Source organism: Synechococcus sp. WH 8109 (assembly GCF_000161795.2).
In the GTDB taxonomy this organism is placed as follows: domain Bacteria; phylum Cyanobacteriota; class Cyanobacteriia; order PCC-6307; family Cyanobiaceae; genus Parasynechococcus.
In genome coordinates this window covers 1,210,409-1,227,994 of record NZ_CP006882.1, presented here as the reverse complement: position 1 = coordinate 1,227,994, position 17,586 = coordinate 1,210,409, and the positions used below count along the sequence as shown (strand labels likewise).

General features: G+C 60.9%; 21 protein-coding genes. 4 read left to right on the top strand and 17 right to left on the bottom strand.

Annotation, left to right across the window (positions count from 1 at the left end; genetic code table 11):
* Positions 1 to 2 precede the first annotated feature (2 nt).
* Genes Syncc8109_RS06700 through thrS form a run of 6 tightly spaced genes read right to left on the bottom strand, consistent with a single transcriptional unit; the run spans position 3 to position 7,959 of the window.
* Positions 3 to 2,105 carry a M3 family metallopeptidase gene (locus Syncc8109_RS06700; protein WP_006849579.1) on the bottom strand — a complete coding sequence of 701 codons (2,103 nt, stop codon included), beginning with the start codon at positions 2,103 to 2,105 and terminating at the stop codon, positions 3 to 5.
* A 1-nt stretch (position 2,106) separates the two neighbouring features.
* A complete protein-coding gene (locus tag Syncc8109_RS06695; protein ID WP_006851318.1) occupies positions 2,107 to 3,642 on the bottom strand; it encodes an NAD(P)H-quinone oxidoreductase subunit 4 in 1,536 nt (511 codons plus the stop codon).
* A gap of 57 nt (positions 3,643 to 3,699) precedes the next feature.
* A complete protein-coding gene (gene thrB, locus Syncc8109_RS06690; RefSeq protein WP_006849665.1) occupies positions 3,700 to 4,647 on the bottom strand; it encodes a homoserine kinase in 948 nt (315 codons plus the stop codon).
* 14 nt (positions 4,648 to 4,661) lie between these two features.
* Positions 4,662 to 5,696, bottom strand: coding sequence for a glucokinase (locus Syncc8109_RS06685; RefSeq protein ID WP_006850049.1), 1,035 nt, complete (start codon positions 5,694 to 5,696; stop codon positions 4,662 to 4,664).
* Positions 5,697 to 5,731: 35 nt separating this feature from the next.
* Positions 5,732 to 6,127, bottom strand: a complete 396-nt coding sequence (locus Syncc8109_RS06680) for a DUF1824 family protein (RefSeq protein WP_025362351.1) — start codon at positions 6,125 to 6,127, stop codon at positions 5,732 to 5,734.
* On the bottom strand, positions 6,124 to 7,959 hold the full coding sequence (gene thrS, locus Syncc8109_RS06675) for a threonine--tRNA ligase (protein ID WP_006849637.1): 1,836 nt from the start codon (positions 7,957 to 7,959) through the stop codon (positions 6,124 to 6,126). The genes Syncc8109_RS06680 and thrS overlap by 4 nt, the downstream gene beginning before the upstream one ends.
* A gap of 3 nt (positions 7,960 to 7,962) precedes the next feature.
* Between thrS and Syncc8109_RS06670 the strand changes: the two genes are divergently transcribed.
* On the top strand, positions 7,963 to 8,319 hold the full coding sequence (locus Syncc8109_RS06670) for a DUF2605 family protein (RefSeq protein WP_045172746.1): 357 nt from the start codon (positions 7,963 to 7,965) through the stop codon (positions 8,317 to 8,319).
* On the opposite strand, the gene Syncc8109_RS06665 is transcribed toward Syncc8109_RS06670, so the two are convergent.
* The 5 genes from Syncc8109_RS06665 to Syncc8109_RS06645 form a co-directional block, all read right to left on the bottom strand.
* Positions 8,304 to 8,978 (bottom strand): glycoside hydrolase family 104 protein, encoded by a 675-nt coding sequence (locus tag Syncc8109_RS06665; protein ID WP_045172930.1) that lies wholly within the window; start codon positions 8,976 to 8,978, stop codon positions 8,304 to 8,306. The genes Syncc8109_RS06670 and Syncc8109_RS06665 overlap by 16 nt on opposite strands.
* 234 nt (positions 8,979 to 9,212) lie before the next feature.
* Complete coding sequence (gene trpS / locus Syncc8109_RS06660) at positions 9,213 to 10,226, bottom strand: tryptophan--tRNA ligase (RefSeq protein WP_006850693.1); 1,014 nt, start codon at positions 10,224 to 10,226, stop codon at positions 9,213 to 9,215.
* Between the two features lie 3 nt (positions 10,227 to 10,229).
* Positions 10,230 to 10,721, bottom strand: a complete 492-nt coding sequence (locus Syncc8109_RS06655; protein ID WP_006851549.1) for a hypothetical protein — start codon at positions 10,719 to 10,721, stop codon at positions 10,230 to 10,232.
* A 16-nt stretch (positions 10,722 to 10,737) separates the two neighbouring features.
* Positions 10,738 to 11,265 carry a hypothetical protein gene (locus Syncc8109_RS06650; protein WP_006851101.1) on the bottom strand — a complete coding sequence of 176 codons (528 nt, stop codon included), beginning with the start codon at positions 11,263 to 11,265 and terminating at the stop codon, positions 10,738 to 10,740.
* Entirely contained in the window at positions 11,258 to 12,160 is a 903-nt protein-coding gene (locus tag Syncc8109_RS06645) for a cation diffusion facilitator family transporter (RefSeq protein ID WP_006851710.1), read from the bottom strand. Before Syncc8109_RS06645 ends, Syncc8109_RS06650 begins: the two co-directional genes overlap by 8 nt.
* Before the next feature lie 136 nt (positions 12,161 to 12,296).
* On the opposite strand from Syncc8109_RS06645, the gene Syncc8109_RS06640 reads away from it, so the two are divergent.
* From Syncc8109_RS06640 to Syncc8109_RS06630, 3 genes are all read left to right on the top strand, one after another.
* Positions 12,297 to 13,613 carry a YcjF family protein gene (locus tag Syncc8109_RS06640; RefSeq protein WP_006851055.1) on the top strand — a complete coding sequence of 439 codons (1,317 nt, stop codon included), beginning with the start codon at positions 12,297 to 12,299 and terminating at the stop codon, positions 13,611 to 13,613.
* Positions 13,614 to 13,753: 140 nt separating this feature from the next.
* Entirely contained in the window at positions 13,754 to 14,830 is a 1,077-nt protein-coding gene (gene psbA, locus Syncc8109_RS06635; protein ID WP_006850794.1) for a photosystem II q(b) protein, read from the top strand.
* 428 nt (positions 14,831 to 15,258) lie between these two features.
* Positions 15,259 to 15,456, top strand: coding sequence for a hypothetical protein (locus Syncc8109_RS06630; RefSeq protein WP_006851951.1), 198 nt, complete (start codon positions 15,259 to 15,261; stop codon positions 15,454 to 15,456).
* On the opposite strand, the gene Syncc8109_RS06625 is transcribed toward Syncc8109_RS06630, so the two are convergent.
* The 6 genes from Syncc8109_RS06625 to Syncc8109_RS06605 all read right to left on the bottom strand — a co-directional run bounded on the left by Syncc8109_RS06625 (position 15,447) and on the right by Syncc8109_RS06605 (position 17,578).
* The gene (locus Syncc8109_RS06625) at positions 15,447 to 15,761 is read right to left on the bottom strand and encodes a hypothetical protein (RefSeq protein WP_025362349.1); all 315 of its coding nucleotides are present in this window, start codon (positions 15,759 to 15,761) and stop codon (positions 15,447 to 15,449) included. The two genes, Syncc8109_RS06630 and Syncc8109_RS06625, sit on opposite strands and share 10 nt — an antisense overlap.
* Positions 15,762 to 15,784: 23 nt before the next feature.
* Entirely contained in the window at positions 15,785 to 15,979 is a 195-nt protein-coding gene (locus Syncc8109_RS06620) for a hypothetical protein (RefSeq protein ID WP_006851167.1), read from the bottom strand.
* A 67-nt stretch (positions 15,980 to 16,046) separates the two neighbouring features.
* Positions 16,047 to 16,586 carry an ATP-binding protein gene (locus Syncc8109_RS06615; protein ID WP_006851449.1) on the bottom strand — a complete coding sequence of 180 codons (540 nt, stop codon included), beginning with the start codon at positions 16,584 to 16,586 and terminating at the stop codon, positions 16,047 to 16,049.
* Positions 16,579 to 17,025, bottom strand: a complete 447-nt coding sequence (locus tag Syncc8109_RS06610) for a nuclear transport factor 2 family protein (RefSeq protein ID WP_045172745.1) — start codon at positions 17,023 to 17,025, stop codon at positions 16,579 to 16,581. Before Syncc8109_RS06610 ends, Syncc8109_RS06615 begins: the two co-directional genes overlap by 8 nt.
* A gap of 105 nt (positions 17,026 to 17,130) precedes the next feature.
* Positions 17,131 to 17,256, bottom strand: a complete 126-nt coding sequence (locus tag Syncc8109_RS13070) for a hypothetical protein (RefSeq protein ID WP_006850359.1) — start codon at positions 17,254 to 17,256, stop codon at positions 17,131 to 17,133.
* Positions 17,257 to 17,308: 52 nt separating this feature from the next.
* Positions 17,309 to 17,578 (bottom strand): hypothetical protein, encoded by a 270-nt coding sequence (locus tag Syncc8109_RS06605; RefSeq protein WP_006850218.1) that lies wholly within the window; start codon positions 17,576 to 17,578, stop codon positions 17,309 to 17,311.
* Between the last annotated feature and the right edge of the window lie 8 nt (positions 17,579 to 17,586).

Sequence of the window (17,586 nt, the reverse complement as noted above, 5' to 3'; positions counted from 1 at the left end):
GCTCAGGCCGCGGCCACCAGGCCGGAATGGCGAATCAGGGCCTCGGTGCTGGCAGGACGGCCTCGGAAGGCTTCAAATACCTCTGCTGGGGAGCGGCTGCCACCGAGGCTGAGCACGGTGTCGCGGAAGCGGGCTCCCGTTGCACGAACCTGATCCTCCTGATCCAGACCCACCTCCTCAAAAGCGGAGAAGGCATCTGCGCTTAGAACTTCAGCCCACTTGTAGGAGTAGTACCCAGCGGAGTAGCCCCCCGCGAAGATGTGGCCGAAGGCGCAGAGGAACTGATCCTCCGGGATGGGATCCATCACCGTGGTGGTGGCGGCGATCTCACGGCGCAGTCCGTCTGGGCTGACACCAAGTTTCGGCGTCCACTGGCTGTGGAGGCGGAGGTCACTCAGGGCAAAGTGAACCTGCCGCAGGGTGGCGAAGCCTGCATTGAAGGTGCGGCTGCTGCGCAGCTTGTTGAATTCCGACTCAGGCAGGGGTTCACCGGTTTGCCAGTGGCGCGCCATGCCCATCAAGGTGGCGTGATCAAGGCACCAGTTCTCCATGAACTGGCTGGGGAGTTCCACGGCATCCCATTCCACGTTGCTTATGCCGGCGGCCTCCGGTTCCTCAACTGTGGTGAGCATGTGCTGGAGCCCATGGCCGAATTCATGGAAGAGGGTCTCCACTTCCTCGAAGCTCATCAGACTGGGCGTGTCGCCCACAGGTGGGGTCTGGTTGCAGATCAGGTAGGCCACCGGCAGCACCACAGAGCCATCGGGTTTCTTGCTCAGGCCCAGGCATTCATCCATCCAGGCTCCACCGCGTTTGCTGGCGGGCCTGCTGTAAGGGTCGAGGTAGAAGCCGGCAATCGGTGTGCCATCGGAGCGCTTCACCCGGAAGAAGCGCACATCGTCGTTCCAGGTCGGTGCCTCGCCGTCGGCGGCAACGATCTCGACGTCGAATAGACGAGTACAAAGGCTGAAAAGGCCTTCGAGCACCTGCGGCAGCGGGAACCATGGACGCAGCGCTTCTTGGTCCAGATCGAACCGGGATTGGCGCAACTTCTCCGACCAGTAGGCGATGTCCCAGGGAGCCAGCTCATCGGCTTCGGGGGCCTTGTGCTCCCTGGCGATGGCTTGGAGATCCCGCAGCTCTTCCACAGCTGCTGGGTATGCCGCAGCGCGCAGTTCTTCCAACAGTGCTTCAACTGCCGGAACATCGTCGGCCATCTTGGCGCTGAGGCTTAGGTCAGCCCAATGGGCATAGCCCAGGCGGGACGCTTGCTCTCGCCTCAGGGTCAGGATCTCCTCGATCAGTGCCCTGTTGTCGAGCTCGCCTTCACTGGCTCGCCCCACATGGGCGCGATAGGCCTTTTCCCGCAGGGATCTGTTGTTGGCGTGGGTTAGGAAGGGCAAATAGCGGGGCATGTCCAGTCCCAGCAGCCACGGGCCGGACTCCGCAGACGCATCAGCATCCCCTGCTTCACGCGCTGCTGCGGCCAGTGCCTCCAAGGCCCGTTGCGGCAGGCCTTCCACCTCGTTGGGCTGGCTGAGTTTCAAGGTCCACTGCTGCGTGGCATCGAGCACGTGGTTGCCGAACTGGGTGGAGAGAGCGGCCAGGCGTTCACTGGTGTGGTTAAAGGCTGCCTTCTCATCGCCACTAAGGCCAACCCCGCGTTGCTGCATCGAGAGCAGTTCTGATTTCAGAATCCGCTCCTGGGTTGGGTTGAGCGGTTCGGAGGGATCGCTTTGAAGGGCCATCAAGGCCCGATGGAGAATCTGGCTTTGGCCAAGGCGGTTGCTGAGGCGCACAACATCGGGTTGCTGGGCGGCATGGGCATCGCGCAGCTCAGCGGAATTGCAGACGCCATTGAGGTGTGACACCACACCCCAGCTCCAACGCAGTCGTTCGCCGATGCCCTGCAGCGGTTGCATCACCCGATCCCAGGACAGCTTCGAGGGTCCGGCGAGGGCCGACTCAAGAGCCTGCTCGAGCGTAGTGAAGTCCTGATCCAGCTGTGCGAGCAAAACCGGGATGTCTGTGCTGACGAGCTCAGGGGAAATGGCCCGGAACTCGGGAAGCCCTTGGCCGCGCAGGAGGGGGGAAACAGTCGACATTTCAGCTGGCAATGAACTGCAGGGCCAGAGCATTGGTAGAAGCTTCGTAGAGGTCCATGGCAATGCGGGGCCAGATGCCGATCACCAGGGTTGGCACCAGCAGGCTCAGGCCAATCACCAGCTCCCTGGGGCGCATGTCAGCCACGCTGGCCAGTGCCGGAATCCTGGGGCCAAAGAACACCCTTCGGCACATGGAGAGCAGATAAATCGGTGTGAGCACCAGTCCGATGGCGGCCAGCAGCACGGTGATCGATCGGAATACTGACGTGAAGGCTTCCTGGCTGGTGATGCCGAGGAACACGGTGATTTCGCTGATGAAGCCACTCATGCCTGGCAGCGCCAGCGACGCCAGGGAGCTGGCAAGAAAGAAGGCAAAAGTGATTGGCAGCGCCTTGGCCAATCCGCCCATGTTGGGGATCGAGAGGGTCTTGGTTCGCTCGTAGAACACGCCCGTCACGAAGAACATCGCGGCTGCGATCAGGCCATGGCTCACCATCTGGAGCATGGCTCCGCTGATTCCAAGGGCATCAACGGCACCGATCCCAACCAGTACAAAGCCCATATGGCTCACGGAACTGCAGGCAATCCTGCGTTTGACGTTGTCCTGGGCGAAGGCGTTGAGCGCGCCGTAAACGATGTTCACGATCCCAAGGATCACGAGGGCTGGCGCCAGGATGGCGTGAGCTTCTGGAAGCATCTGCACGTTGAAGCGCAGCAGGGCGTAGCCGCCCATCTTCAGGAGCACCCCGGCCAGCAGCATCGACACCGGAGCGTTTGCCTCACCGTGGGCATCGGGCAGCCAGGTGTGGAGCGGGAACATCGGCAGTTTCACGCCGAAGCCAATCAAGAAACCCACGTAACACAACAGGCCGAAGCTGCCGCCGGGAGATCGAGCCGCCAGTTCCGTGATGTTGAAGGTAAACGTGTCTCCGGAGAGGGCCAGTGCCAGGCCGCTGATCAGGATCAGCAGAGAGGCCAGGGCCGTGTAGAGGATGAATTTGGTCGCGGCGTACTGGCGGTTTTGTCCGCCCCAGATGGCAATCAGCAGGTAGACGGGAACAAGCTCCAGCTCCCAGGCCAGGAAGAAGAGCAGGAAGTCCTGCGAAAGAAACACCAGGCCTTGGGCCGAGGCCTGAACAAGCATCAGGGCGAAGTACAGCCGTGATTTGCGCTGAACCGACCAGCTGGCCGCCACAGACAGAAATGTGACCAGGCCGCTGAGCACCACAAGAGGTGCTGAAAGACCATCCACACCAAGGGACCATTCGAGGCCTAGTGCTGGGAGCCAGCTCACCCGCTCCACCAGCTGCAGCCCTTCAGCGCTGGGGTCGAAGCGGGTGGCAAACACTCCCATCATCAAAAGAAGATCGACCAGAAGGACGACCAGGGTGATGATCTTGGGCGTGGTGGATGGCTTCTCTTCGCTGCTCGGAACCAGTGGCAGCACCAGAGCTGCTGCCGCCGGCAACAGCACAATCAGAGATAACCAAGGGAAAGGACTGCTCGAGACAGCAAGCTCTGCTAACCCAGCGTCCATTCCTTGTCCGCAATCTTTAACAAAGCTAACAGGGCCGAATGCCCTGTTTAGGTGGATCTACTCATCGTCGGCCGGTTGCCAGTGGCTGCCTGAGGTCTGCAAATTCAGCACCGGCGCGCGGCTGGCGACCCCCGCAGCTTCCCAGGCTTTGACCATGGCTCGGCTGACGACTGGGCCTTTGTCTTCCTCGCACAGAGCCAGGACGCTTGGTCCGGCTCCGCTGATGGCGCAGCCCCAGGCTCCCGCGTCCATGGCGGCCTGTTTGACCTGGTCGCCGCCTTTGATTAGGCGCCAGCGGTAAGGCTCGTGCAAACGGTCGTGCATGCCGTCGGAGATCAGATCACCATTACCGGTTCGCAGCCCTTGCAGCAGCAGTGTCAGGGCACCCAGGTTGACCACTGCGTCGCCAACGGGGATGGTCTTGGGCATGGCCCGGCGGGCTTCGCTGGTGCTCAGGCGAATCGATGGAATCGCCACGACAGCCTTCACGCTCGGCGTCCATTCGCAACGCACCACGCGCCAACGCTGAGAGGCAGCCTTGGCGGTCATGCAGAGGCCCCCCAGAAGAGAGGGCACAACGTTGTCGGAGTGACCTTCGATATCGATGGCAAGCTCAAGCAGCTTCTCTTTGGAGAGAGGTTCACCGACGAGGGCATTGGCTCCCATCAATCCCGCCACGATCGCCGTGGCACTGCTGCCCAGCCCCCGTGCTGGTGGCACGGCAAGACGTACCCGTGCCTCAAGGGCGACGGGTTCCAGCCCAGCCGCTTTCCAAACCCGTTGGGCCGCTCGGTAAACGAGGTTCTCAGGCCCACCCCGGAGGTGACTGCCCTCCGTTCCCTCAATAATCAGCTCAAATCGTTCACCGCCCCCTTCGATCCGCCGCATCGCGAAGCGGTTGTTCAGATCAAGGGCTGCACCGAGGCAGTCAAATCCGGGGCCGAGATTGGCGGTGGTTGCCGGGACGTCCACGACCACTTTCTGACCGATGCGCGGCTGCGCCATCGCTGATCCTCTGCTCAGGCCAGTGTCCCACCTGACTCCGCCAGCATCCGGGCGCGACAGGCTGCACTGAACAGTCCGGCATCGGGATCGATCACCGCTGTGACCTGCATCCCTTCGATCAGTTCACGGAAGCGTCCCTTATCGCGCATCGCATTGAGAAAGCTGGCGGATTGCAGTCCCTTCAGTTGTTTTGATGCGGTGCCCCCGCCAACCCATAGGCCTCCTGTGCAGAGTTCTTGAAGGGCAAGATCGCCTGCCGCTGAGCCATAGGCCTCCAGCCAAAGCTGTAAGGCGCGATGCATCAAGGGATCACCCACTTCAGCGGCAACGCTCACCTGAGCGGGAAGATCGTTGGAACTGTTGCGCCGCCAAGCCTCAGCAACGCTGCGCAGGGGGTGCATGGCGGCATCGGGTTTCTGAAGCAGCCAGTGGGCCACATGCCCCAGGCCGGTGCCACTCACGATTCGTTCGGTCGACAGGCGGCTGACGCCGAGGTCTTGTTTGAGCCAGGAGGCCAGCTCCCATTCCGCTTCGTTGCGCGGAGCAAATTCGCGGTGCCCTCCTTCGCTTGCCAGGGCCACTAGTCCCTGTTCGCTCTGCAGGCCTCTTGCCATGCCGAGACCGGTGCCGGCACCAAGAATGGCCAGGGGGCCCTTGTCTTGGTGGCCCTTCTGAAGGATCACCTGCTGATGGCTGTCGAAATGGGGCAGCCCGTAAATCAGCACGCCGAAATCATTCACCAGCTCGAGCTGTTCCATGTCCGCAGCTCGCGCCAGGTCGGCCTCCCGCAACCGCCAGGGCAGGTTGGTGATCCTGGCCTCCCTGTGTCGCACTGGACCGGCAACGGCGATGCAGGCATGCGCTGGAGCCGGGAGATCAGCGGGGCGATTGTTGAGAAAGGCCTCGAGCATCGGCTCAAGCGATGGCCATTTTCCCGAGCGGAAGCGTTCCTGATGCAACAGGCGCAGCTGGCCAGCCTCACTCCCGTAGAGAGCAAGCAGAGTCTTGGTGCCTCCCATGTCCCCCGCCAGGAGTGTGGTGGTGGCCATCAAGGGCTGCGGCAACTCCTACCAGCGTGGTTGGCTCAGAAGAAGAAGTCCAGTGGAAGCGGTCCCCAGGTGGTGCTTGGCGTGTTGTCGTCGTCACCGTGTCCACTGATCAGAATTCCTTCGCCAAGGCCATGCTCGATCCGAATGCGGATCGTGCCCCCCTTCTGATTGGCTTTCAGGAAAACAGGGCCCTGCTCCTCGGGGCTGTCGACGAGCTCCAGCGGCTCCCACTGTTGGCTTTGCTCGAGACTGCGCAGCGCTGTAAGGGCCTGCTCCCTGGACGGGGCCATGACGCCGATGGTGAACCAGCTGGCCTTGGCCATCGCCTGATCGAGTTCTCCTCGCAGCTCGTTTCTGGTCTGGGGAAGCAACTCCGGCGCTCCTCGCAGACGCGCGAGATCGGCCAGGTGCTGCACAGTGGAATCCGTCATCGGTTTAGCTCCAGGCCCGCGACGCGCTCGCTGTTGGCTAACTGGGCAGCCCTGAGAAGGTCGGCCACCGCTGTGACCCCAAGGTCACCGTCCCGTCGGCTGCGAAGGCTCACGGCGTTCTGCTCCGCTTCCTTAGCACCAATGACAGCCAGCACCGGGATTTTTATCTGTTCGCCGGTGCGAATCAACTTACCGAGCCGGTCACCGCTGCGGTCGATCGTGGCGCGAACGCCAGCTTTGGTGAGTTGGTCCAACACTTGTTCTGCGTAGGGCTGCACCTCGTCGGTGACAGGCAGCAGACGCACTTGCTCGGGGGCCAGCCAGAAGGGGTAATCGCCGGCGTAGTTCTCGGTCATGATCCCGAAGAACCGCTCCAGCGAACCGAAGATGGCGCGGTGGATCATGATCGGTCGCTGCTTGCTGCCGTCGGCGGCGACGTAGTCGAGATCGAACCGTTCCGGCAAGTTGAAATCCAACTGGATCGTGGAGCACTGCCACATCCGGCCGATGGCGTCTTCGATCTTGAGGTCGATTTTCGGTCCGTAAAAGGCACCGCCGCCCTCATCGATTTTGTATGCCCAACCCTTGCGGTCCAGGGCTTCAATCAGTCCCTTGGTGGCCAGGTCCCAGACGGTGTCATCGCCGATGGACTTCTCGGGGCGGGTGGAGAGATTGATCTCGTAGTTGCTGAAATCGAAGGAGGAGAGGATCCGTTCGGTGAGATCGAGGATCTTCAGGATCTCGTCGCTGATCTGCTCCGGCAGGCAGAACACGTGGGCATCGTCCTGGGTGAAGCCCCGCACCCGCATCAGACCGTGCATCACTCCGGGCCGCTCATAGCGATACACCGTTCCAAGCTCTGCCCAGCGGATCGGCAGTTCCCGGTAGCTGCGCAGTTTGCTGGCGTAGGTGAGCACGTGGAACGGGCAGTTCATCGGCTTGAGCTGGTATTCCCGCTCGTCCACCTCCATCGGGCCGAACATGCTCTCGGCGTAGAAGTCGAGGTGGCCTGAGGTCTTCCAGAGGCTGATGTCCGCCACGTGGGGGGTGTAAAGGAGCTCGTATCCGCCCTCGAAGTGGGCCTGGCGCCAGAACTCCTCGATCAACAGGCGCATTCGGGCACCGCGGGGGTGCCAGAACACCAGACCAGCCCCGGCTTCATCCTCGATGGAGAAGAGGTCGAGGTCTTTGCCGATGCGGCGATGGTCGCGGCGAAGCGCTTCTTCCTTGCGACGTTTGTGCTCCGCCAGCTGTTCCGGGGTTTCCCAGGCCGTGCCGTAGATGCGTTGCAGCTGCGCTTTGGTTTCATCGCCTCGCCAGTAAGCGCCCGCCACGCTTTCCAGCTCGAAGGCCTTGGCATTGAGTTGGCCGGTGTGATCCACGTGGGGGCCGGCACAGAGGTCCCACCAGTCCTCCCCAAGGGTGTAGACGGTGATCGGCTCCTGCAGTCCTTCAAGAATCTCGAGCTTGTAGGGCTCGTTCTGGGCTTTGATTTTTTCCTCGGCCTCGTTGCGGCTCACCTCGACCCGTTCGAGAGGCAGCTTCTTGTTGATGATCTTGATCATCCCCTTCTTGATGGCCTTCAGGTCGGCCTCGGTGAAGGGATCGGGATTGTCGAAGTCGTAATAGAAACCTGTTTCGGTCCAGGGGCCGATGGTGACGCGTGCCTTTGGAAACAACTGCTGCACAGCCATGGCCATCACATGACTCATGGAGTGCCTAATCCTCAGCAGTTGATCGCTTTCGCTGGTCTTGGGCAGAACCACCGGTGCTGAAGGGGCTGGGGTGGTTGCTGCAGCGCTGCTCACCGGTTCAGGTTCAGGGCCCGCCATCTTATGGGCGAGACCCGAGGGCTACAGGTGGGTGAGTCAACCAATCAGGAAGCTGGCGCACTGTTGGATGAGTTGCTGGCATCCCTGCTCGATGACTTCGAGCATTGGTTTCAGCGCGGTGAAGAGCTTCTGCAGGCCTGTCCGGAGGAGGTGATGCCGTTGCAGGAGCGCCAACGCATGGAGGAGCGGCTGCAGGACGGCAAGAAGGCCATTGCTGCAACACGATCCCTTATGGCTGCATCAACGCAGCCCATGGCTGTCTCGATGGAGGTAATGAACCCGTGGCATGGCTTGGTCACGGAGGTGTGGGCCCTGGCCGCGAGGTTGGGGTCGAACCGTTCGCCTCAGGCCCCGAGCTGATTGCGCAGCTGGCGCAGGTTGCTGCTGTAGAAGCTCGCCAGTTCCTGAGGACTCTTCACCGGTTGACCGTAGGCGGAGCGGCCGGTCCAGGTGGGGAAAGATGCCCATTCGGGAGCCAGCTTCGCCATGGCGTTCCTGGTTAGGCCTTTCCGGTCAATTTCTTTGAGAGCACCGCGACGCTCAACAAGGTGCAGAGCGGCTTGGTCCTGGTGCCTGGGCTCGAAGCTGGACAGCTTGAGTTCCTCCGCCACGCCTTTCCAGGTCTTGGGCAGAAATTGATAGGCCCCGGCTGCGGCGCTGGTGTAGCGCTTCACGATCACCCGCTCGGGATGACGTGAGAGGTCCTGAAACTGCCCGCCGCCGTAAATGATCCGATAGCCCTTGTCTTCACCGTCTTTCCAGGTCCCCTCGGCGTAGCGAATGGTGTTGAGCAGGGCGCGTCGCTCAGGTGTCAGCTCGTAACGACCACCCTCCTTGCCGGAGGACAGGGTGGCGCGGCTGCTGGGGGAGCTTTGCTCAGCCTGTTCTGCAGGCGCCTCTGCGTTCTGGAGCGGCTGTTTGGCTCCTGCGGACAGCACCAATCCTGCGGTCAGGGCTGCACCGACGACAGGCCGGCTCCAACGTGTAGCTGGGCTGAACACAGAAAAAGGGCGATGCACGCAGAACAATCAGGTGGACGATCAGAGTGCTGGCCCACGAGACCTGGACGCGAGATCGGCGCCTTAGGGGTTGACGCTCTGTCTGTGCTGTGTATATGCAGCTGAGAGAAGGCTGGGAGTCTTGTGAGACTCGCGTCTGTAGCTGAAGTTGTCTCCCTAAAGCCTCAGGGGCCATGGCTTGAGCCCATCGCCGTCGCATTGATCAGAGCATCTAATGCTTCTCTTTGTTGCTGATCAGGCTGGCCGGGCGAAGCCCAAGGCATCCCGAACCCGTTCAAGGGTGTCGTTGGCCACGGTTTCGGCCTTCTCACGGCCTGTTCTTAGCACCTGATCGAGCTCTGTGGGGTCCTGCATCAGCTCCCGGTAGCGGGCCTGGATGGGCTCCAACGCGCTCACTGTGGCTTCGGCCAGCAGCGGCTTGAACTGTCCCCAACCCATCTCGGCGCATTCAGTGGCCGCCTGCTGCCGCCCTTTGCCGCTCAGAATTGCGTAGAGGCCAAGCAGGTTGTCGGTTTCTGGTCGATCTGGGTTGCCGAATTCGAGGCCTCGCTCTGGATCGGTCTTGGCGCGTTTGATCTTTTTGGTGATCAGCTCCGGAGGGTCTAGAAGCGTGATGCGACTCCCCTCGTTGGGATCGCTCTTGCTCATCTTGCTGCGACCATCCGTCAGGCTCATCACCCGTGCCCCTTCCTTGAGGATCAGCGGTTTGGGCACTTTGAGCACCGGCGTGTCCTTGCCGCGGAAGCGGGCATTGATCCGCTGCTGGGCGATGTCGCGCGCCAGCTCCAGGTGCTGCTTCTGATCTTCACCGACGGGCACCAGGTCAGCGTCGTAGAGAAGGATGTCAGCCGCCATCAACACCGGATAGTCCAGCAGGCCCACGGAGACGTTGTCCCCCTGCTTCACCGCTTTCTCCTTGAACTGAATCATCCGTTCCAGCCAGTTGAGCGGCGTGACGCAATTGAGCAACCAGCACAGTTCGCTGTGGGCTGCCACCTGGCTCTGCACAAACACCGAGCACCGTTTGGGGTCTATGCCACAGGCCAGGTAGAGCGCCGCAGTGGAACGGGTGTCCTCAGCCAGGCGGCTGGGGTCATGAGGAACAGTGATGGCGTGGAGATCCACAACACATACAAAGGTGTCGTGGGTCTCCTGCAGGTCAACCCAATTGCGGATGGCACCCAGCCAATTGCCGAGGTGCAGTGCTCCGGTCGGTTGCACCCCGGAAAGAACCCTTGGCCGGCTCATCAATCAGGCCTCGGTTGCTTCGGTGTTGGTGTTGTCGCTGGCGGTTGCTTCTGACTCCAACACAGGCTCCACAACCGGTTCGGCTGCAGCCTCCGGCTGGGGTTTGGCCGGTCGGGCAAAGGGATTCGGACGGGACCCACGGCCACCACGTTCATCGTCAAAGCGGCGGCCACGACCACCACCATCACGGCCACCACCATCACGCCGGCCACCTCGGGCAGGCTGATTGCGCTGCTGTTCGATCAGAGCGTCGAGTTGGCCGTCCTCCAGCATTTGGCCAAGGCTGCGGACTGCGAAACCCAGCACAGCCACGGTCGAGCGGAGATTGAAGGCCTCCTGCAGTGCCCGTGCTGAGCGCATTTCGTTGTCACTCAGACGAATCCGGAAGCCTCCGCCTTCACGGCCGCCACCACGGTTGCCTCGACTGCGCTGACCGTCTCGGCCGCCGTCTCCCTGTCCCGCCTGTTGTTGGGGATCGCTGTAGGAATCACTCATGGCCCATGGCCTGGAATCAGGCGCAAGTGTGACGCATCACCGGGGTGTTTTCGGTGATCCAGAGCAGTTGGTGGCATTCAACGCTGTTCTTCCGAGCCAGTACCAGCATCGGAACCACCGTGATCCCCCGTTCGATCCGTTCGCGATAGCTGCTCACCAGTTGTCGGTACCGCTCGGCTGTCCAACCGTGGATGGCTGTGTCACGACTGTTCCAGTAGTCCCGCAGCGCTCTTTGGCAGTCCTCGATGCCGAACTCCCGCCAGCAGTTCTGTTGGGCCAACAGTGGATCCATCCCCTGCTGCAGCAACCGCCGGTAATGCATCAATTCCGGGGCTTCATCGCGCCCATCCGGAGGAAGCCAGCGATGCAGCTCGGTCAGGGGAGTTCGAGACAGTTTTAGCCAGCAGCGTTCCCGCACCAACACCGGCAGTTGCCACGACCACCCCTCGGCACGACGGACTTCATCGAGCACCTCAATCAACCCCCGCTGCTGACGCTCGGTCAGCCCAGCGAGCTCATGGTTTGTGGTGTCGACCTCAGCCATGGGCGCCGGTGTAGGTGATCCCGTCCTCCACGTAGTCCTTGGGTTCCAGATGGATGGTGCACCGCACCGGCCCGAAACTTTCGTCCAAGCGCTCTTCCACTTGTTCGGTGATCTGGTGCGCCTTGGTGAGGTCGTCTGCGTCGACAACCATATGCATTTCGATGAACACCTGCTGGCCCAGAACGCCCCGGCTGGCGATGTCGTGGCAGTTCAAGACGCCGGCGGTGGCCATCGCTTCGGAATAGATGGCTTCAGGTGCAACCGCCATGTGGTCCACCAGCCAGGGCAAGGTTCCGCGCAGCACCTGCCAGCACACACGGATCAACAGGAGTGCCATGGGGATGGCCAGCGCGACGTCGAGCCAACTCACCTGCAGCCACACCGCCCCTGCCATGCCCACAAGCACCACCACGGTGGTCCAAACGTCGCTCGCCGCATGTTGAGCATCCGCTTTGAGCAAGTTGCTGTTCAGTCGCCGACCTTCCCGTAGCTCATATCCCGCCAGCAAGAGGTTGAACCCCAGCACCAGCGTGAGCAGCACCAGCTCCTGGCTGGTCACCCGGATGGGTGGAAGGCCCTCGAGAAGCCTCTCCCCTGAACGCAGCAGGATCTCAAGGGCTGTGAACAGGATGAAACCAGCGATGCCCAGGGCTCCCACCGCCTCGTATTTGCGGTGGCCGTAGGGGTGATCCCTGTCGGGGCGTGGGTCGGACAGCTTGTTGGTGACCAGTCCCGTGAGGCTGGATAACGCATCGGTGGCGCTGTGCATGCCATCGGCGATCACTGCCAGGGAACCACTCATGGCCCCAACCAGAAGTTTCAGCAGCGACATGCTGATGTTCAGGGCCAGGGCCACCATCAGAACCCTGCGCACCCCTCGGCGGTTGTCGACCATCGCATTGGGATGACTGTGTGTCACGGCTGACTCCGGCCTGTTCCCAACTTATGGAGAACTCGTGTTTCTGGCCTGAAGTCCTGGTGTCAGGTGGTGGGTTGAGCTAAGAAGGGCCACTGCTACAGCAGCCGTTCTGTTGAAACTCCCGGCTTCATGGCCAGAACTGGTGATTCCACCGTCGTCGCTGCTGCGGCCGTTGGCTCTGGCTGGAGCTGGTCTGCTTGCTGGACAGTGGCTGATCAGTGATGTGATGCATGTTCCCGGCGGGGGTCTGGGTCTGCTGGCCGCTGGTGGCGTTGTGATCTGGCTTGGTCGCAAGCCAAGTCAGCCGCTGTTTACAGCGCCGGTCTCTCTGGATGGATGGATCGCTCGGTGCCAGGAGGTGCTCGATCAATTCGCACGTTTTGAGCAGCAACCCTCTGCCGATCTGTCCCGTCGCATTGAACTGAAACAGGTGCTGGACCGCTGCGGTCCTGTGCGCATGGCGATGGTCGCCTTGGGGGGCTCTCAGGGACCGAATGAAGCAGACCTCAGCAGCTCTCTGGCTGGCCCCGCGCCGGTGACGCTGTCTCTCTGCCATCCCCTGACCACCGACGACGGCAGCCGTTGCTGGCCCAGCGGCCTGCTGAATCAGGATCTGATCCTGTTCAGCCTGCAGGCGCCACTGCTGGCCTCAGATCTGCTCTGGCTTCAGCAGGTGCCTGACGATCAGCCGGCCTGGCTGCTTGTGTCGACCGACGCGCAGGACGCACATACCGATGCCGTCGCTGGTGTTCGGGACGACCTTCCCGAACGCTGGCGTGAGCGGATCTTGGTTCAGGAGTCTTCGATACAGCTGCGCACTGCTCTGGCACCGTTGCGCCGTTCGCTGAAACAAGCTGCGGTGGAGACGCGTCCGCGACTCTTAGCGGACTTGCATCGCCGTTGGCAGCGTGACCTCGAATCGCTTCGGCGAGAACGCTTTCTGCAGATCCAGCAGCGCACCCAGTGGGTGGTGGCCGGGTCTGTGATGGCCTCCCCAATCGCCAGCCTTGATCTTCTGGCCGTGGCGGTGGCGAACGGTTTGATGATCAAGGAGATGGGAGAGATCTGGGGAACATCGCTGCAGCCGGATGTGTTGAGGGAAGCGGCGGCGCAGCTGGCTCGGGTGGCTCTCGCTCAGGGCGTGGTGGAGTGGACCGGACAGACTTTGCTTGGGCTGGCCAAGCTGGATGGGGGGAGCTGGCTGATCGCAGGTTCGATGCAGGCCCTAAGTGCGGCTTACCTCACCCGTGTGGTGGGGCGCTCGATGGCGGATTGGCTGGCGATCAATGCCGGTGTGGATGAGCTTGATCTTGTGGCGTTGAAGCAGCAGGCACCGTTGTTGGTGGCTCGGGCTGCAGAGGAGGAACGGGTGAACTGGAATGGCTTTGTTCAGCAATCCCGAGAGTGGTTGCTTCATGCAACTTCATGAACGCTTAGTAAAGCGCTTAATGAAGTTTTTTTGAGACCTGATTCTGATTGTTGAGTTGTCATGTAACGGAACGTTCCGTCCATAAACTTGATTCACCTGTCCCATTTTTTGGGAGAGGTTCATCCGTCTTCTTTTCTTCCATGTCCACCGCAATTCGCAGCGGACGCCAGAGCAATTGGGAAGCCTTTTGTCAGTGGGTGACCGACACCAACAACCGCATCTATGTGGGTTGGTTCGGCGTGCTGATGATTCCCTGCCTCCTGGCGGCCACCATCTGCTTCACCATTGCCTTTATCGCCGCTCCCCCGGTTGATATCGATGGCATCCGTGAGCCCGTCGCTGGCTCCCTGATCTACGGCAACAACATCATTTCCGGTGCTGTTATTCCGTCTTCCAACGCTATTGGCCTGCACTTCTACCCCATCTGGGAAGCTGCTTCCCTCGATGAGTGGCTGTACAACGGCGGCCCTTATCAGTTGGTCTGCTTCCACTTCCTGATCGGCATTTCCGCCTACATGGGTCGTCAGTGGGAACTCTCCTACCGCCTGGGCATGCGCCCTTGGATCTGCGTCGCTTACAGCGCTCCGCTGTCTGCAGCGATGGCTGTTTTCCTGGTTTACCCCTTCGGTCAGGGTTCCTTCTCTGATGGCATGCCCCTGGGCATCTCTGGCACCTTCAACTTCATGTTGGTGTTCCAAGCCGAGCACAACATCCTGATGCACCCCTTCCACATGCTGGGCGTCGCAGGTGTTTTCGGCGGCAGCCTGTTCTCCGCCATGCACGGCTCCCTGGTGACCTCCTCCCTGGTGCGTGAAACCACCGAGGCCGAGTCCCAGAACTACGGCTACAAGTTCGGCCAAGAGGAAGAGACCTACAACATCGTGGCTGCCCACGGTTACTTCGGTCGCCTGATCTTCCAATACGCCTCCTTCAACAACAGCCGTAGCCTTCACTTCTTCCTGGGCGCCTGGCCTGTTGTAGGCATCTGGTTCACGTCCATGGGCATCAGCACCATGGCCTTCAACCTGAACGGCTTCAACTTCAACCAGTCCATCCTGGATAGTCAGGGCCGAGTCCTGAACACCTGGGCTGATGTGCTGAACCGCGCCAACCTCGGCATGGAAGTGCAGCACGAGCGCAACGCTCACAACTTCCCCCTCGACCTGGCTGCTGCTGAGTCCACTCCTGTGGCTCTGCAGGCTCCTGCCATCGGTTGATCTGGAATCAACAAACGATTCAGATCAACTGAATCGGAAAGCCCCCTCCGAGGAGGGGGCTTTTTGTTGCTGTGTTCGCTGAGAAGGTTGGGCGGCGCATCAGGCCCCTTCAGGGCACTAACCCATCTGCTTCTCTAGCAGTTGCATCCAATGATGGCAGCGGTTTGTGAGGTGTGCCCCCTGGGGGATGCGCTCTTGGTGGTGTGAGCAGGCTGGCTGGGTGACCCCCGCCTCAGCAAGGGTGTGCTGAAAGTGCTGGCAGGTGAGGCACACCATGAGAGACCGGCTGGGTCGTAGTTGTCCTGATCCCATCGATGGCCATGCGCTTGGCGGTAGAGCGTTGACGATGCCCAGACCCGTCTTATTGGTAACTATGTACTGCCCTCTGTTCTACCGGCTGTCAACTTGGTGTCGGGAAGAATGGACCTATGAGTGAGCCTCGCCCAACCCTCCAGTTCGATCTGGACCTTGAAGCTGTTCGCCTGCTCCATCGCTCGGTGAGCTTTCACCTTGAGAAATGGCCCGGGGGGCCAGATCCCAGAGAGCAGGAGGCCCTGCAGTCGATGAAGACCTTGCTCACGGCAGCGTTGCTTGAGTTCAGTCTTGACCAGGACGGTCAGCGCTGAAACCTGCTCCCTTCACTCTTGAGCAGGGAAGCAGCGACAGCGCTGAGTTGGCAGCTGTACAACGCATTGAGTCGTTTCAGGCCTGCCTGGACTGCATCCCCACCTGCTTCATTAACGATGGAAGAGAACTTGGCTCCAGCAGCCTTGTTCCTGCGTTGTTCTTTTAAGCCGTTGTCCCCGTGGGTTGGTTGATCGCCCTTGCCATAGTCGTGGTGCTGTCCTGGCTGGGATGGCGTTGGAATCAGCTCGAGTGTGCTGAAAGCCGCTCCGCTAGCGGCCGTTTGGTGAAGCGGATGCGTCGTCATTCACGGCGACGCAAGCACCATCACTAAAACCTGAGGGCGATTTTCGGCATGCGACAACCTAGTTGAATCGTGCCTTCGTCGATCAACCGGCCGAGTCGTTGGGCGACAGCCTCCTCAGTTCGTGTGAATTGATCCTGGCGGGCGGTCACCCAGGCCATCTCACCGTTGGTGATCACCCCGGTGGACATGGCTTCGAGAAAGAGTTCGCCGAGTGTCATGACACTTGTGCCGTTGGAATCACGTTGATGGGACTTCAAAGGGGGTGCATGACCTGCTCACCTTTCTTCATGGCAAGGGATTAAGGATGGTCTGGAGGGCTCGGTTCATCTGATTGTTGAGCTGTGAGCCGGCGGGATTGAGGCGGATCAACCTTGTGAATCCTTCGCTGAGGTCGGGCCTGTTGGGGGGACTGTTCAGCCTCAAGTGCATCGCACGAATCACGGCCTCTGGAACGGACCGTTGGCGGCAGCGGTTCCAGACCAGGCACTGATCCAACGGTGTCTGCAACCACCAACCGGTCCATTGAAGGTGCTGGCCCCCCATGCTTCGCTGCATCAACACTTGGCGCCAGTTGAGTTGCGTATGGGTGGCATCCACCAGCACGTTGTCGCCATCAGCGATGGCGCGGTCGATGGCGCCATGCAGATGGGGTTCCAATTCAGACCAAGGGGCCTGCACATTCGCGTCTCCCCACAGCTGTTCCCTCAGAGCGTCATTGGCGATCACCCGTGCAGGTAGCCGCGGAGAGAGGATCCTGGCGAGGGTGGACTTGCCGCTGCCCGGGGGACCGATCAAGAGATGGCCCTGGGCCCGTGGTTCAGGCAACGAAGCGTTTGTAGAGCCAGCGCACCAGTCCACCAATCACGGGCACTGGAGCAAACGTGGGGCCTACGAAATCGAAATAATCGCGGTGGTCCCCGATCTTTCCGTCTGGATTGAAACGGAGCCGGGTCGCTCCGGGGTAGATGAACTCAATCCCTTTGATCTTGAGGCCCATGCGCCATTCAACAAAGGCTGTTTCATCGTTCACCACCACCGATTCCGTTTCCAGGAACACGTCCTCACAGCGCTGCATCAGACCGTCCTGGGCAAGGATGTAGGCGTCAATGCCCTGCCGTTCCTGGGTTGGATCGGTGAAATGCACGTCATTGGAATAGACGGCTTTCCACTGCGCAGCTGTGGGGCCGGGTGTGCCGTAGGGCTTGGTGAACAGGACACGGATCTGTTCTGCGTCCAGCGGAGGGTGAATCATTGGTGTTGTCATCAGAAGTCAGCGCCCACCTGAGCTGTCATGGTCTCGGCCCAGCTCACGCCGGGAACCAGGCCGAGGCTGAGAAGTCCAGCCGTGGCGAGGAATCGATGCATGGCATCAGTTGAAAAACCCCTTGGACTGAAGCCAGAGGCCAATGGCGACCAGGGGGCCGAAGCCGGCGATCAACACGGTGATCTTGAGGCGCAGCGGCGAAACCTGTGGTTTGGTCTCTCGAAGAGCCATGGCAAGGCACGAAGGCAAGTGAACCTAAACACTGTGCTGCGTTAGTGCCTGTTCAGAGCTCGTACTCCTCTTCAAACTGCTCAATCAAGCCCTTGTACAGCGCCAGAAGGCCCTCGGTTTCTTCGCAGAATCCGTCCGTGGTGTACTTCGCGATCAGATTCACCACAGCGCTGCGGATTTGCGTGAAGGCGCCGAGGTACTCACCCTGGATGTCTTCATCGCGGATGTCGTTGATCAGCGCGCCCACCAGCTCAATCTTGCGCTTGGCAGCGGCCATCTCCGCTTCCATCTCTTTGTTGAGCTTGCGGCGTTTCTTCGGCATCCCCTCAA